Raw genomic sequence first — 12,989 nt, 5'->3', positions numbered from 1 at the left:
CAATCAGCCGTTTTTGTGGTTGTACACATCGATGGGCTGAACCATGTCACCCATATTGTTACCAAAGGCATTGCGCTGATAGGTGATCACCGCCGCCATCTCCACATCGTTGATCTGGCCGCCGAAGGCCTGCATTGCAGTGCCCGGCACGCCATTGATACCCACATCCAGGTGACCGGAAACCGGCCCGGTGGCGATGGCGCTGCCGGCGATTGCCGTACCCACGCCACCTTCGCCGTTGGCACCGTGACAGGCCAGGCAGTTGCGCTCGTAGACCGCCTTGCCGCGCTCCATCAGCTCATCCATGGTGAAGGTCTGCGCCATCAGCTCACGGATCTCCGCGGCCTTGGCCTGCTTCTCTGCCAGCCAGCTGTCGAACTCTTCCTGGCTTACTGCGTTGACCACCACCGGCATGAAGCCGTGGTCCTTGCCGCAGAGCTCGGCGCACTGGCCGCGGTAGATGCCTTCCTCGCTGGCCTTGGTCCAGGCCTCGTTGATGAAGCCGGGGATCGCATCTTTCTTCACCGCCAGTTCGGGCACCCACCAGGAGTGGATCACGTCGTTGGCGGTGAGCAGCAGGCGGACCTTGGTATCCACCGGGATCACCATGGGCTCGTCCACTTCCAGCAGGTAGTGTTCGCCCTTGGCTTCGGCGTTGTAGATTTCCGTCTGGGGGGTACGCAGGTTACTGAAGAATTCGACGTTCTCGCCGTCTTCATTAATGTATTCGTACTTCCACTTCCACTGGTAGCCGGTGATCAGCACGTCCAGTTCGGCGTCGTCGGTGTTGTAGATCTCCAGCAGGGTGGAGGTGGCGGGCACCGCCATGCCGATCAGGATCAGGAAGGGAACCACGGTCCAGGCGATTTCCACCTTGGTGCTTTCGTGGAAGGTCGCGGGTTTCACGCCACGGGATTTGCGGTGGTGGTAGATGGAGTAGAACATCACCCCGAACACCAGTACACCGATCACCACACAGATCCAGAGGATCAACATGTGCAGATCGTAGATTCGCTGGCCCACTTCAGTGACGCCGGGCGGCATATTCACTTCGTTCACCTTGCTGCCCGCCGCCAGAGCACCAGCACTGGCCAGACTCAGCAACATCAGCACAGGACCAAGCGCCAGCTTGCACAGCCGCTTCGCTTTCAAGACCATTTCCCGTGTCTCCATAACCTGTTTAAAGACTTCCCCCCAACCGAACGCGCTGCTCTCCGCCTGCACCGCTTGGGCGCGGCCACTGTTCCGGCCGCATCTTGAGGTCGCGATTGACCCGGGCCGCAGCCCTTCAAGGGTGAAGGGGAGATGGAGAGGCTTGTGCTCGTACCAGCTGACTGTGTCCCCTGGCTGCGACAAGCTGCCGCAGGCAGGGCGGCGGGATTATAGCCAAACTTTGCACCAATTAACACCAAGATGCTGATATTGTGAGGGTTTTGAATCGGCACCCGGAGGGCAGGGCAGGCGCACCGCCAGAACCCCCATATATGGCAGCACTAAAGAGCCTGGACTACAAGATATGGGGAATTGCCTGGCCCGCCATCCTCGCCAACCTATCGGTCCCGCTGCTCGGCCTGGTGGATGCGGCCATCCTCGGCCACCTGGACAGCAGCCGCTACCTCGGGGCTGTCGCCCTCGGCGCCGCTCTGCTCTCCTTCCTCTACTGGGGCTTCGGCTTCCTGCGCATGGGCACCACCGGGCGGGTCGCCAGGGCCCTCGGGGCGGGCTCGCAGGCGAGGGCGGAGCGCGAGCTGGGGCGCGCCATGTGGCTGGCCCTGGGCCTGGCGTTGGCGGTGTGGCTGGCCCACCCCCTGTGGCTGGACCTGGGCTTTGCCCTGATGGCGCCCGACGCCGAGCTGCTGCCCCTGGCCAAAGAGTACACCGCCATCCGCATCGCCAGCGCCCCCGCGGTGCTGGTTACCTACGCCGTGGTCGGCTGGTGCATCGGACGCCAGGATACCCGCTGGCCCCTGGCTATCCTGCTGCTGACCAATCTCAGCAATATCCTGCTGGACTTCCTGCTGATCCTGGGCCTGGGTCTCGCCAGCAAGGGGGCGGCGCTGGCGACGCTGCTGGCAGAATACCTCGGCTGCGGCATGGCGCTGTGGGTGGTGCAGCGGCAAGTGCCGGGCTGGCGGCGGGAATTTCCGGCCCTGCTGCGCGAGCCGCGAGACTTTTTGCCCCTGCTGCACGCCAACCGACACCTGTTCCTGCGCACCATCTGCCTGCTGGGTGCCCTGGCCTTTTTTACCGCCATGGGGGAAAAGTTCGGTGCCGCCACCCTGGCGGCCAATGCGCTGCTGATGCAGCTGGTGATGGTCACCGCCTACGCCATGGACGGCTTTGCCTTCGCCGCGGAGGGCCTGGCCGGCCAGCGGGCGGGAGCGGGCGACAACTCGGGCTTCACGGCGGCGGTGGAGCGCTGTGCCCTCTGGTGTCTGGCCACCGCGGCGGCCATGAGCCTGCTGTTCCTGCTGACCGGCCCCTGGCTGTTCCGCCAGCTGACCGACCTGCCCGCGGTCCTGGCGCTGCTGCATCACTACGGCCCCTGGCTGATCCTGCTGCCGCTGGTGAGCGCACCGGCCTACCTGTTTGACGGCATATTCATCGGGACAGCCTGCACCCGGGACCTGATGCGTTCGATGCTGGTGAGCGTGGGGCTGGTCTACCTGCCCACCTGGTACCTGACACGGGACTGGGGCAACAGCGGCTTGTGGCTGGCGTTCACCCTGTTCAGTGCTGCCCGAGGTTTCACGCTCTACCGGCGTTTTCGCCGACGGCAGTCAGCGGAGGGCTGGGACCCGGCCGGCAAGCGGCGCTGAAGCCTTACTCCCCCTTGTCGGGCTTGCCCGGGTCCATCAGGCGCACCGGCTCTGCGCGGGTTTCCACCCGTCGGGCGGCGGGCCGACTGACCCGGGTGGCGGGTTCGTTGACCGCATCGCCGGGACGCTGATCGGTAAAGCCGCACTCGACGCACTCGCGACAGTCGGTATCGCTGTCGACCAGTATGGTGTCCATGGCCGCGCAGCGGGGACAGACGGCGCCGGCGATGAAGCGGCGGGTGGCGCTAGGCATTGATCCTCCTCCGGGGCCGGCACTGGCCAGCCTGGCAATGAGCCGCTATTGTAGCAATTTCAACCCGGGAGGACCGACATGCCGCAAGACCCCGCCAGCTCAGTTCGCACCTTCGAGGGCCACCGGCCCCGGCTCGGTGCGCGGGTGATGATTGACCCCAGCGCCGTTGTGCTGGGCGACGTGACGCTGGACGAGGATGTCTCGGTCTGGCCCCAGGCGGTCATTCGCGGCGACATGCACCGCATCCGGGTTGGCGCGCGCACCAGCATCCAGGACGGCGCCATACTGCATATTACCCATGCGGGCCCCTACAACCCCGACGGTTGGCCACTGCTGATCGGCAGCGATGTCACTGTGGGCCACGGGGCCATCCTCCACGGCTGCCGGATCGGCGACCGGGTACTGGTCGGCATGCGGGCAACCGTGATGGACGGCGCGGTGGTGGAAGACGAGGTGGTTATCGCCGCGGGCGCACTGGTGACCCCCGGCAAAACCCTGCGCAGCGGCTACCTCTACACGGGGAGCCCGGCCCGGGAAGCCCGGGCATTGAGCGAGAAGGAGCTGGCCTACTTCCGCTACAGCGCCGACAACTACGTGCGCCTCAAGGACCGCCACCTGCAGGCGCAATCCGGCTAGCGGACTGCGCTTGCCCAGGCACCCGCCAGGATCAGGCCGCTGCCAGCAAATCCCGCATCTGGGTGATCACCGGCTGTGTCGTCGGACGTACGCGCCGCCAGATATAAAAGGCCTCGGCGGCCTGCTCCACCAGCATGCCGAGGCCATCGGCCACTGCCCAGGCAGCGTGCTGGGCCGCCCAGCGCATGAAGGGGGTCGGCTCGGGCCCATAGACCATGTCGTAGCAGCAGCTGCGCTCGGTCAACAGGCTGTCCGGCAGCGGCGGCATTTCGCCCTGCAGGCCGCTGCTGGTGGCGTTGATCAGCAGGTCGAACTGCTGTCCCTCGAGGCACTCGTAACCGCCGCCCGCAACCGAGCCAAGATCACTGAAGTCGGCCACCAGGGCCTCCGCACGGGCGGCGGTCCGGTTCGCCACCACCAGGCCAGCGGGGCGCTCCCGCAATAGCAGCTCCATGACACCCCGGGCAGCACCGCCGGCCCCCAACAGGAGAATGCGGCGGCCCTGCAGTTGCCATCCCAGGTTGGCCACCATATCGCGCACCAGGCCGATACCGTCGGTGGTATCCCCGGCAATTCCGCCGTCCTCGCGGCGGGTCAGCGTATTCACCGCTCCCGCCCGCGCGGCCCGCGGACTGAGGCTGTCGGCAAAGGCAAAGGCTTCCTCTTTAAACGGCACCGTGACATTGAGCCCACTGCCGCCTGCCTCGAAAAAACAGCGGGCTGCACGCGGGAAGTCACCGGTTTCCACTCGCACCGCGCGATACTGGATATCCTGGCCGCACTGGGCCGCGAAGGCCGCGTGGATGGCCGGAGACTTGCTGTGCTTGATCGGGTTGCCGAATACGGCGTACTTGTCGGACATGGGCCGACCTCCCTGTTCAACCTTCCCGCAACCAGTCCCGGTCACGCAGGTAGTAATCGGTGAGCTCGGCCTCAGCGCTGCCGGGCTCGGGGTGGTAATCATACTCCCAGCGCACCAGCGGGGGCAGCGACATCAGAATCGCCTCCGTGCGGCCCTGGGACTGCAGGCCAAAGAGGGTACCCCGGTCGTAGACCAGATTGAACTCCACATAGCGCCCGCGGCGGTAAAGCTGGAATTGCCGCTCCCGCTCGCCCCAGGGCTCATCGCGGCGTCGCTGGACAATCGGCCGGTAGGCAGGCAGGTAGGAGTCCCCCACGGCGCGCAGGAAATCGAAGCAGCGCTCGAAGCCCCCGTCGTTGAGGTCATCGAAGAACAGGCCGCCGACACCGCGGGGCTCATGCCGATGGGGCAGATGGAAGTACTCGTCACACCACTGCTTGTAGCGGGGATAGACCGTATCGCCAAACGGTGCGCAGGCATCCCGGGCGACGCGGTGCCAGTGCACACAGTCCTCGCGGTAGCCGTAGTAGGGCGTGAGATCGTAGCCACCGCCGAACCACCAGACCGGCGGCTCGCCCGGCTTCTCCGCCACGAAGAAGCGCACGTTGGCGTGGGAGGTGGGCACCCGGGGGTTGCGCGGGTGGATCACCAGGGACACGCCCATGGCCTGGAAACTGCGCCCGGCCAGTTCCGGTCGCGAAGCGGAGGCGGAGGGCGGAAGGCCTTCGCCCCGGACATGGGAGAAGTTCACCCCGGCCTTCTCGAATACCGCACCCTCACTGAGCACGCGGCTGCGACCACCGCCGCCACCGGGTCTCTCCCACTGGTCGGTGATAAAGTCCCGCTCGCCATCCTCTTCCGCCAGCTGCCGGCAGATCTCATCCTGCAGGCCCAGCAGGTAGTCCTTGACCGCTTCACTGTCCATGGCTGTATCCGTCGTCACTGCGAAGGGGCGGCATTATACGGGTCGCGCCCCGGGGACTCTAATGACACGGGTCAAGTTCTCAGCACCGCGTCGGTTGCCAGATCGCGAATCACCGAGGGCCGCCGCGCTCCGCCCACCGCGCCCGGCAACACGTAGTCGAGCTGGCCGCGAAAATAGCGCTGCACCTGAAAGGCCTGCACCGCGGGCTGTGCCCCACCCGGGTTGCAGGAGGTCGACACCAGGGGCCCACCCCAGGCACGCGTCAGGGCCGACATGCCCGGGTGACCGGTGACCCGCACGGCAACCGTGTCCCGGCCACCGTGGATCCAGGCGGGTACGCGCCCGTGGTGGGGGATCAGCCAGGTGGTGTGCCCGGGCCATGACAGCGCGAGACGGGCCCGCTGGGTCTCGCCCAGGGGCGCCAAAAGGCCGGCGATCTGCGCGACATCACCGGCCACAAGAATCAGGCCCTTTTCCACCGGACGCTGCTTCAGCGCCAGCAGGCTGGCCACCGCGTCCGGATCATCGGGGTCGCAGGAGAGCCCCCAGACGGCTTCCGTGGCGCAGGCGATCACGCCGCCGGCGGCGAGCGCGTTGACGGCAAATTTGAGATGCAGGGAGTTCACCAGCTATTGGCCCCCGGTTGGTGGATGGAAGGCCACCGCGACACCCGGGTGGCGAGCCGAATGTACCCATTCCCGGGTAGCGGGGCAAGGTCGACACTGACCACACCGGCGCCTTTCAGCGCGCACGCAGATAACCGCCCCCCACCTGCTGCACGCGCCCGGCCAGCTCCAGCTCGGTGAGTGCGGCAAGCAGCCGGTCCGTGGGCAGTGACAGGGAGACAGCGAGTGTTGCCAGGTCACGAGCCTCGTAACCGAGCAGGGCCCAGACCCGCCGGCAATCAGACCCACCGCAACCGGGATCCTCGGGCGCTTCGGATGCACCACCCAGGGGAAGCGCCTGCTGACCCGCCCACAACTCGAGTGCCAGCAGTATATCCTCGGCTGTCTCCACCAGACTGGCGCCATCGCGCAGCAGCTGCAAACCGCCGCGGCCGCCCGCGTGGCGGGGGAACCAGGGCACAGCGAAGACCTCGCGGCCCTGGTCCAGCGCACTGGCCGCGGTGATCAGCGAGCCCGAACGCCGCGCCGCCTCCACCACCAGCACGCCGAGGGACAAGCCGCTGATCAGACGGTTGCGGGCGGGAAAATGACCCGGTACCGGCGGCGTCAGGGGAGCGAACTCCGTGACCAGCGCCCCCTTTTCAAGCAGCTCCCCGGCCAGCCCCCGATGCCGGCGGGGATAGACCTCCTCAACCCCCGTCGCCATCACCGCAACGCTCACACCCGCGGCCTCCAGGGCACCCCGGTGGGCAGCGCCATCGATACCCAGGGCCAGGCCACTGGTGATTGTCAGCCCCGCCCGCGACAGGTCGCCGGCAATCTCTCGCGCCAGATCCAGGCCGGCGGGGCTGGCCTTGCGACTGCCGACGATGGCCAGTTGCGGGTGCTGCAGAGCGGCGGCTGAACCGCGCACATAGAGTAAGGGGGGTGGGTCCGGAATGGTGGCGAGCAGGGGCGGGTAGTCGGGTTCACCGAGCGCCAGTATGCGGACATCGAATGCGGCGAGCAGCTCGCGCTGGCGGCCCAGGTCGCGCGGGGCCGCCGAACACGTGCCGCGCCGCCGCAAGCCCTCCAGGCCCCGCGCCTCGGCGGCGCTGAGGCCCGCCGCACGCCAGGCGGGCAAATCGGCCTCCCAGACCGCCTGCACACTGCGAAAATGCGCGAACAGGCACTGCAGCTGGCGGCGGCCGAGAAAAGGCGCCGCGTGCAGCAGCAGGCACTGACCCTCCCTGTCCAGTCCGACTGACATGGGCACCTCTCCCGATGCCGAATGGGCCCGCTGCGGACCCGTTCTTGATGGCGACCGCTCCCTGGTCGCCGCGCCGCGTCAGGGCTCCTCGACCCTGTCCATGATCCGCAGGGGGCGACTCGCCTTGAGCACCAGGGCGTAACTGGCCCGCTCGAAGACCTCAAAGACCATGAGCAGACCGGCCCGGGTATCGGGCAGGCGCACATTCTCCTGGGCCACCCGGTCGTAGACCGTGCCGCCATCCTGGTAGATGGCCAGGACATGGCCGGGCGCCAGGCTCTCGCGTTCGCCGAGATTGAGGACCACGATATGCCCGGGGCCAATCTGGCTGACACCGCCATCCACGGCGATCATGAAACCGTTCTCCACGGGATGCTCTGGCGCCCGGGGATGAAAGGTCGCCGCCAGGATGCGCTCCTCCTCGGGCAACAAGCGATCCTCGATGCGCACCTCCTCCGAGACCCGGGTGACCTCCAGCTCCACCACCGCATCGCGGGGGCTGCTCAGCAGGCGGGCGTTGCCGATATCCCGCGCGTGGTAGCCGAGCAGCTCGCCGGTCAGGGGGTCGCGGTAGGCTTCACCGGGGCGGAAGATCCCGTAGGCGCGCTCCTCGCCAACGAACTCACCGCGGCCAAAAATGCGGTCTCCGGGCGCGCTCAACAGGTGCCCCTGGTCACCGGCCACGACGTAGGGAGACCCATTCAGGGCGCCGGCATCGACTATCCGGTGGCGTTTGAGAAAGGGACCGATTTCATCCAGGGGAATCGCGGGAATGGCCAGGTCGAGAGGCGAAATACGCATCTCCGGGTGCAGCTTGACCTCGCGGCCACGGCGCAGGCGCAGGCGGGGTTGCCCATCGATCCAGACCAGATACAACTCGTCCCCGGGGTAAATCAGGTGAGGATTGTCGATCTGCGGGTTGACATCCCACAGCTCCGGCCACAGCCAGGGCTTCTCCAGGTACATGCCGGATATGCCCCAGAGGGTGTCCCCCCGCTTGACCACATAGGTCTCCGGGGCACCGTCGCGCAGATCCAGTGCCCGCAGACCGGCGCTGAAGCACAGGCAGCACAGCAACAGGTAAAGTGTCAGTCCCTGCTTTCTCATGGTCGTGATCCCATTCAGCGCACGATTGTCCCCAAGCCCCCCGGCGGGTCAGCTGTCGCCGGTGATACCGGCCACCCCCGGCCTGTTCACTGGCTGACCGGCGAAGGCGCTGGGCACCACCGGGCTCGCGGTTATATAATAGCCACAGTTTGCGGCGGGCAGGCGCCCGAGGCAAGACCCGATGTAAGCAATTCACTTCCTTCCTGACAGGCACCCCAGCATGGCCGTACTCGATATCCTCGAATTCCCCGATCCGCGCCTGCGCACCCGCGCAGAACCGGTGAGTGAGGTGAGCGACGCGACCCGCGCCCTGATCGACGACCTGTTCGAAACCATGTACGCCGCCCGCGGCATCGGTCTCGCGGCTACCCAGGTGGACGTGCATCAGCGCGTGCTGGTCATTGATCTCAGCGAAGACCACAGCGAGCCGCAGGTCTTCATCAACCCGGAAGTGACGGTACTAGAACCGGAACTGGGCGAATACGACGAGGGCTGTCTCTCGGTACCCGGTTTCTACGAGACGGTACAGCGCCCCCGGCGCGTGCGTGTCACCGCCCTGGACCGCGATGGCGAGACTTTCACCCGCGAGCTCGACGGCCTGCTGGCAATCTGCCTGCAGCACGAGATTGACCACCTCGACGGCAAGCTCTTCGTCGATTACATCTCGCCTCTGAAGCGCCAGCGCATTCGCAAGAAGCTGGAAAAAGAACACCGTCGTCGTGCCTGAGCGGTCCCTGCGCCTGATTTTCGCGGGCACCCCCGAGTTCGCCGCCCGGCATCTGCAGGCACTGCTGGACAGCCGTCACCAGATTGTCGCCGTGTATACCCAGCCCGACCGGCCCGCCGGTCGCGGCAAGCGCCTCCAGGCCAGCCCTGTGAAGCAGCTGGCCCTGGAGGCGGGGCTGCCGGTCGAGCAACCGGTCAGCCTGCGCGAGGCATCGGCGCAGGCCACCCTGGCCGGCTTCGAGGCCGATGTCATGGTGGTCGTGGCCTACGGGCTGATCCTGCCCCAGGTGGTGCTCGACACCCCCGCCTTCGGCTGCCTGAACGTGCACGCCTCGCTGCTGCCGCGCTGGCGTGGTGCTGCCCCCATACAGCGTGCCATCGAGGCGGGCGATCGCGAGACCGGCGTGACCCTGATGCAGATGGAGGCCGGCCTGGATACCGGCCCGATGCTGGCCACCGCCCACTGTCCGATCGACGCGGATACCACCGGTGGCGAACTGCACGACCGGCTGGCGGACCTCGGCCCGCCGCTGCTTCTGCAGGTATTGGAGCAGCTGCAACAGTATCTCACCGGGGCAGAGCCCCAGGACGACCAACGCGCTACCTACGCACACAAGATCGACAAGGCAGAGGCCCAGCTCGACTGGCGCCAGCCCGCCGAGGTGCTGGCGCGCAGGGTGCGCGCCTTTAACCCCTTCCCGGTCTGCTTCAGTGTGCTGGAAAGCGGCGAGCGCCTGCGCATCTGGGCCGCCGAAGCCCTGCCCGAGGTGAAGCTCGGCACTGAGCCCGGCACCCTGCTGGGTGCCGACCGCGATGGCCTGCGGGTCGCCTGCGGGCAGGGGGTGCTGAAGATCACCCGCCTGCAGCTGCCCGGCGGCAAACCCCTCGCCATCGACGCCGTGTTGAATGCCCGGGCCGACTGGCTGCGGGCCGGCGCACACTTCCTCCTGCCGGAAAGCGCTGATACAACACCCTCCACAGCCGCTACGGCCGCCCGGGGGAAAAGCTAGTGGCCGCCGCAGATCGCGGCACGGCACTGCGAGCAGTGGCCGCGCAGACTCTGGCCCGCGTACTCGGCGGCAGTACCCTCAACGCCTGCCTGCCGGCGGCGCTGGACAAGGTATCCGCGCGGGATCGCGGCCTCCTGCAACAACTCTGCTACGGCTGCCTGCGGCTCTACCCGCGGCTGCAGGCCCAGCTGACCCCCTTGCTCGACAAGCCCCTGCGCGACAAGGACCGCGATATCCAGGCACTGCTCTTGCTGGGACTCTATCAGCTTGAGGCCATGCGCATTCCCGACCACGCCGCGGTCGCCGCCACCGTGGGTGCCACCCGGGTCCTGCGCAAGGACTGGGCCCGCGGGCTGTGCAACGCCGTCCTGCGCCGTTACCAGCGCGAGGCTGAGACGCTGGCTGGCAGCCTGCCCGCGGCCGCCGCCGCTGCTCACCCACCCTGGCTCTATGACGCCATCCACCGCGAATGGCCGGCCCAGGCGGAAGCGATCATCCACGCCAACAACGCTCCCCCGCCCATGACCCTGCGGGTGAACCGCCAGCGCCTCTCCCGGGACGACTACCGCGAGGCACTGCGCGCCGCGGGCCTGGTGGCCACCGCGGGCCAGCTGAGTGCGGACGCCCTGACCCTGGCGCAGCCGGTGGACGTCGCCGAGCTGCCCGGCTTCCACGACGGCCAGGTGTCGGTGCAGGACGAGGCCGCCCAGCTCGCCGCCCAGCTGCTGCCGCTTGCCCCGGGCGATCGCGTGCTGGACGCCTGTGCCGCCCCCGGCAGCAAGGCCTGTCACCTGCTCGAACACCACCCGCAACTGGCGCTGACGGCAATGGATGTCGACCCGGAGCGCCTGGGCCGGGTCCGGGAAAATCTCAGCCGACTGGGCTTGCAGGCGGAGCTGATCACCGGGAATGCCGCACAGCCACCCGCGGTGCTGCAGAGAGGACAATTCCAGGCCATTCTCGCGGATGTTCCGTGTTCCGCCACCGGCGTGATTCGCCGCCATCCGGACATCAAGCTGCTGCGCCGGCCCGCGGACCTGGCGGCCATGGCGCGGCAGCAAGTGGAGATTCTGGAGGGCCTGTGGCCCTTGCTGGCCACGGGTGGCCACCTGCTCTACGTCACCTGCTCGATCCTTGCCACGGAGAACCACGAGGTGGTGATGCGCTTTCTGCAGGGTCATGAAGACGCCCGACTGCTGGAGTTGCCCGTGCACTCCGGCCAGACCCGCCCGGCGGGCCGGCAGTGGCTGCCCGCGGCGGATGGCAGCGATGGGCTCTACTACGCCCTGCTGCGAAAAGGCGACTGAAGCGACACTGTAGAAAAATGTGCCTGGCCAGCGCTTACAATTCCGCAGGCTTTTCATTAAGGTGCCATGAATTCGAGGCGGGGCTAGCGCCAGCATGAAGATCATCATTCTCGGTGCCGGTCAGGTGGGAGGCACGCTGGCCGAGCACCTGGCCAATGAACAGAACGATATTACCGTGGTGGACATGGATGCCGACCGCTTGCGCGCCCTGCAGGAGCGCCTGGATATCGGTACCGTCACCGGGGCGGCCTCCCACCCGATCACCCTCTACCAGGCCGGCGCCGAAGACGCCGACATGCTGATCGCCGTGACCAACAGCGACGAGATCAACATGATGGCCTGCCAGATCGCCCACACCCTTTACAACACCCCCACCAAGATCTCGCGGGTGCGCTCCCCCGACTACCTGGCCCACCAGGAAAAACTGTTCACCCCCGACCACATCCCGGTGGACGTGATCATCGGGCCGGAACAACTGGTGACCAAGAGCATTGTCGAGCTGATCGCCAACCCGGGCGCCCTTCAGGTACTGGATTTCGCCGAGGGCCGCGCCCAGCTGGTGGCCGTGCGCGCCTACCACGGCGGCCCCATCGTCGGCGAGGAGCTGCAGGCCATTCGCCAACACATGCCGCGAGTGGATACCCGCGTCGCAGCGATCTTCCGTCGCGACCGCGCCATCATTCCCGAGGGCAATACGGTAGTGGAAGCCGACGACGAGGTCTTCTTCATCGCCGCGCGCAAGGACATCCGCGCAGTGATGTCCGAGCTGCGCAAGGTCGACAAACCCTATCACCGGGTGATGATCGCCGGCGGTGGCAACATCGGCGCCACCCTGGCCCTGCGCATCGAGGCGGACTACCAGGTCAAAGTCATCGAGCAGTCCTACGAACGCTGCCGGGTGCTCTCGGAGAGCCTGCGCCATGCCATCGTGCTCCACGGCAGCGCCTCCGAACCGGCGCTGCTCACCGGGGAGAACATCGAGTCCACCGACGTTTTCTGCGCCCTCACCAACAACGACGAATCCAACATCATGATGTCGATGCTGGCCAAACGCATGGGCGCCAAGAAGGTGATCACCCTGATCACCAACCCGGCCTATGCCGACCTGGTGGGGGACGAAATCGACATCGCCATCTCTCCCCAGCAGATCACCATCGGCAGCCTGCTCACCCACGTGCGGCGGGGCGATATCAGCATGGTGCACTCGTTGCGGCGCGGTGCCGCCGAGGCGATCGAGCTGACGGCGCGGGGCGACGCCTACTCCTCCAAAGTGGTCGGCCGGCGCATCGACGAGATTCCGCTGCCAGAGGGTGTGACCATCGGCGCCGTAGTGCGCGGAGAGGAGGTGCTGATCGCCCACCGCGATGTGGTGATCGAGACCGAGGATCACGTCATCCTGTTCCTGGTGGACCGCAACCGCATCTCCGCGGTGGAAAAGCTGTTCGCCGTCGGTTTCGGCTTCTTCTGAG

Annotated in this window: 13 protein-coding genes; 6 read left to right on the top strand and 7 right to left on the bottom strand. The window is 67.0% G+C overall.

Features of this window, described 5'->3' with window-relative positions:
• Positions 1–3: 3 nt before the first annotated feature.
• Positions 4–1,158: a cytochrome c oxidase subunit II gene (gene coxB / locus ACYVGS_RS17570; protein WP_460589997.1), complete on the bottom strand. Its 1,155-nt coding sequence runs from the start codon at positions 1,156–1,158 to the stop codon at positions 4–6.
• A gap of 326 nt (positions 1,159–1,484) precedes the next feature.
• On the opposite strand from coxB, the gene ACYVGS_RS17565 reads away from it, so the two are divergent.
• Positions 1,485–2,819: an MATE family efflux transporter gene (locus ACYVGS_RS17565; protein ID WP_460589996.1), complete on the top strand. Its 1,335-nt coding sequence runs from the start codon at positions 1,485–1,487 to the stop codon at positions 2,817–2,819.
• 4 nt (positions 2,820–2,823) lie between these two features.
• Here the strand turns inward: ACYVGS_RS17565 and ACYVGS_RS17560 are convergent, their stop codons facing one another.
• Entirely contained in the window at positions 2,824–3,072 is a 249-nt protein-coding gene (locus tag ACYVGS_RS17560; protein ID WP_460589995.1) for a YheV family putative zinc ribbon protein, read from the bottom strand.
• A 78-nt stretch (positions 3,073–3,150) separates the two neighbouring features.
• Between ACYVGS_RS17560 and ACYVGS_RS17555 the strand changes: the two genes are divergently transcribed.
• On the top strand, positions 3,151–3,708 hold the full coding sequence (locus tag ACYVGS_RS17555) for a gamma carbonic anhydrase family protein (RefSeq protein ID WP_460589994.1): 558 nt from the start codon (positions 3,151–3,153) through the stop codon (positions 3,706–3,708).
• 31 nt (positions 3,709–3,739) lie between these two features.
• Here ACYVGS_RS17555 and aroE read toward each other — a convergent pair whose 3' ends face one another.
• From aroE to ACYVGS_RS17530, 5 genes are all read right to left on the bottom strand, one after another.
• Positions 3,740–4,570, bottom strand: a complete 831-nt coding sequence (gene aroE, locus ACYVGS_RS17550; RefSeq protein WP_460589993.1) for a shikimate dehydrogenase — start codon at positions 4,568–4,570, stop codon at positions 3,740–3,742.
• A 16-nt stretch (positions 4,571–4,586) separates the two neighbouring features.
• Positions 4,587–5,495 carry an oxygen-dependent coproporphyrinogen-III oxidase gene (gene hemF / locus ACYVGS_RS17545; protein ID WP_460589992.1) on the bottom strand — a complete coding sequence of 303 codons (909 nt, stop codon included), beginning with the start codon at positions 5,493–5,495 and terminating at the stop codon, positions 4,587–4,589.
• 71 nt (positions 5,496–5,566) lie between these two features.
• A complete protein-coding gene (locus tag ACYVGS_RS17540) occupies positions 5,567–6,121 on the bottom strand; it encodes an L-threonylcarbamoyladenylate synthase (protein ID WP_460589991.1) in 555 nt (184 codons plus the stop codon).
• A gap of 115 nt (positions 6,122–6,236) precedes the next feature.
• Positions 6,237–7,370, bottom strand: coding sequence for a DNA-processing protein DprA (gene dprA, locus ACYVGS_RS17535; RefSeq protein WP_460589990.1), 1,134 nt, complete (start codon positions 7,368–7,370; stop codon positions 6,237–6,239).
• A 78-nt stretch (positions 7,371–7,448) separates the two neighbouring features.
• Entirely contained in the window at positions 7,449–8,477 is a 1,029-nt protein-coding gene (locus ACYVGS_RS17530; RefSeq protein ID WP_460589989.1) for a LysM peptidoglycan-binding domain-containing protein, read from the bottom strand.
• 220 nt (positions 8,478–8,697) lie between these two features.
• Here ACYVGS_RS17530 and def point away from each other — a divergent pair, with 220 nt between their 5' ends.
• The 4 genes from def (at position 8,698) to trkA (ending at position 12,988) form a co-directional block, all read left to right on the top strand.
• A complete protein-coding gene (def, locus tag ACYVGS_RS17525; RefSeq protein WP_460589988.1) occupies positions 8,698–9,204 on the top strand; it encodes a peptide deformylase in 507 nt (168 codons plus the stop codon).
• On the top strand, positions 9,197–10,213 hold the full coding sequence (gene fmt / locus ACYVGS_RS17520; RefSeq protein WP_460589987.1) for a methionyl-tRNA formyltransferase: 1,017 nt from the start codon (positions 9,197–9,199) through the stop codon (positions 10,211–10,213). The genes def and fmt overlap by 8 nt, the downstream gene beginning before the upstream one ends.
• Positions 10,213–11,520, top strand: a complete 1,308-nt coding sequence (gene rsmB, locus ACYVGS_RS17515) for a 16S rRNA (cytosine(967)-C(5))-methyltransferase (RefSeq protein WP_460589986.1) — start codon at positions 10,213–10,215, stop codon at positions 11,518–11,520. The genes fmt and rsmB overlap by 1 nt, the downstream gene beginning before the upstream one ends.
• Positions 11,521–11,614: 94 nt before the next feature.
• The gene (gene trkA / locus ACYVGS_RS17510; RefSeq protein WP_460589985.1) at positions 11,615–12,988 is read left to right on the top strand and encodes a Trk system potassium transport protein TrkA; all 1,374 of its coding nucleotides are present in this window, start codon (positions 11,615–11,617) and stop codon (positions 12,986–12,988) included.
• Position 12,989: the final 1 nt, after the last annotated feature.

This window comes from Haliea atlantica (assembly GCF_054779855.1).
The sequence above is the reverse complement of the archived record's forward strand: the minus strand, read 5'-3'. Positions and strand labels throughout refer to the sequence as shown.

What these genes read in the sequence shown, in the direction of transcription:
- coxB (WP_460589997.1), bottom strand. Translation starts at nt 1,158, where the DNA reads ATGGTCTTGAAAGCGAAGCGGCTGTGCAAGCTGGCGCTTGGTCCTGTG.
- ACYVGS_RS17565 (WP_460589996.1), top strand. Translation starts at nt 1,485, where the DNA reads ATGGCAGCACTAAAGAGCCTGGACTACAAGATATGGGGAATTGCCTGG.
- ACYVGS_RS17560 (WP_460589995.1), bottom strand. Translation starts at nt 3,072, where the DNA reads ATGCCTAGCGCCACCCGCCGCTTCATCGCCGGCGCCGTCTGTCCCCGC.
- ACYVGS_RS17555 (WP_460589994.1), top strand. Translation starts at nt 3,151, where the DNA reads ATGCCGCAAGACCCCGCCAGCTCAGTTCGCACCTTCGAGGGCCACCGG.
- aroE (WP_460589993.1), bottom strand. Translation starts at nt 4,570, where the DNA reads ATGTCCGACAAGTACGCCGTATTCGGCAACCCGATCAAGCACAGCAAG.
- hemF (WP_460589992.1), bottom strand. Translation starts at nt 5,495, where the DNA reads ATGGACAGTGAAGCGGTCAAGGACTACCTGCTGGGCCTGCAGGATGAG.
- dprA (WP_460589990.1), bottom strand. Translation starts at nt 7,370, where the DNA reads ATGTCAGTCGGACTGGACAGGGAGGGTCAGTGCCTGCTGCTGCACGCG.
- ACYVGS_RS17530 (WP_460589989.1), bottom strand. Translation starts at nt 8,477, where the DNA reads ATGAGAAAGCAGGGACTGACACTTTACCTGTTGCTGTGCTGCCTGTGC.
- def (WP_460589988.1), top strand. Translation starts at nt 8,698, where the DNA reads ATGGCCGTACTCGATATCCTCGAATTCCCCGATCCGCGCCTGCGCACC.
- trkA (WP_460589985.1), top strand. Translation starts at nt 11,615, where the DNA reads ATGAAGATCATCATTCTCGGTGCCGGTCAGGTGGGAGGCACGCTGGCC.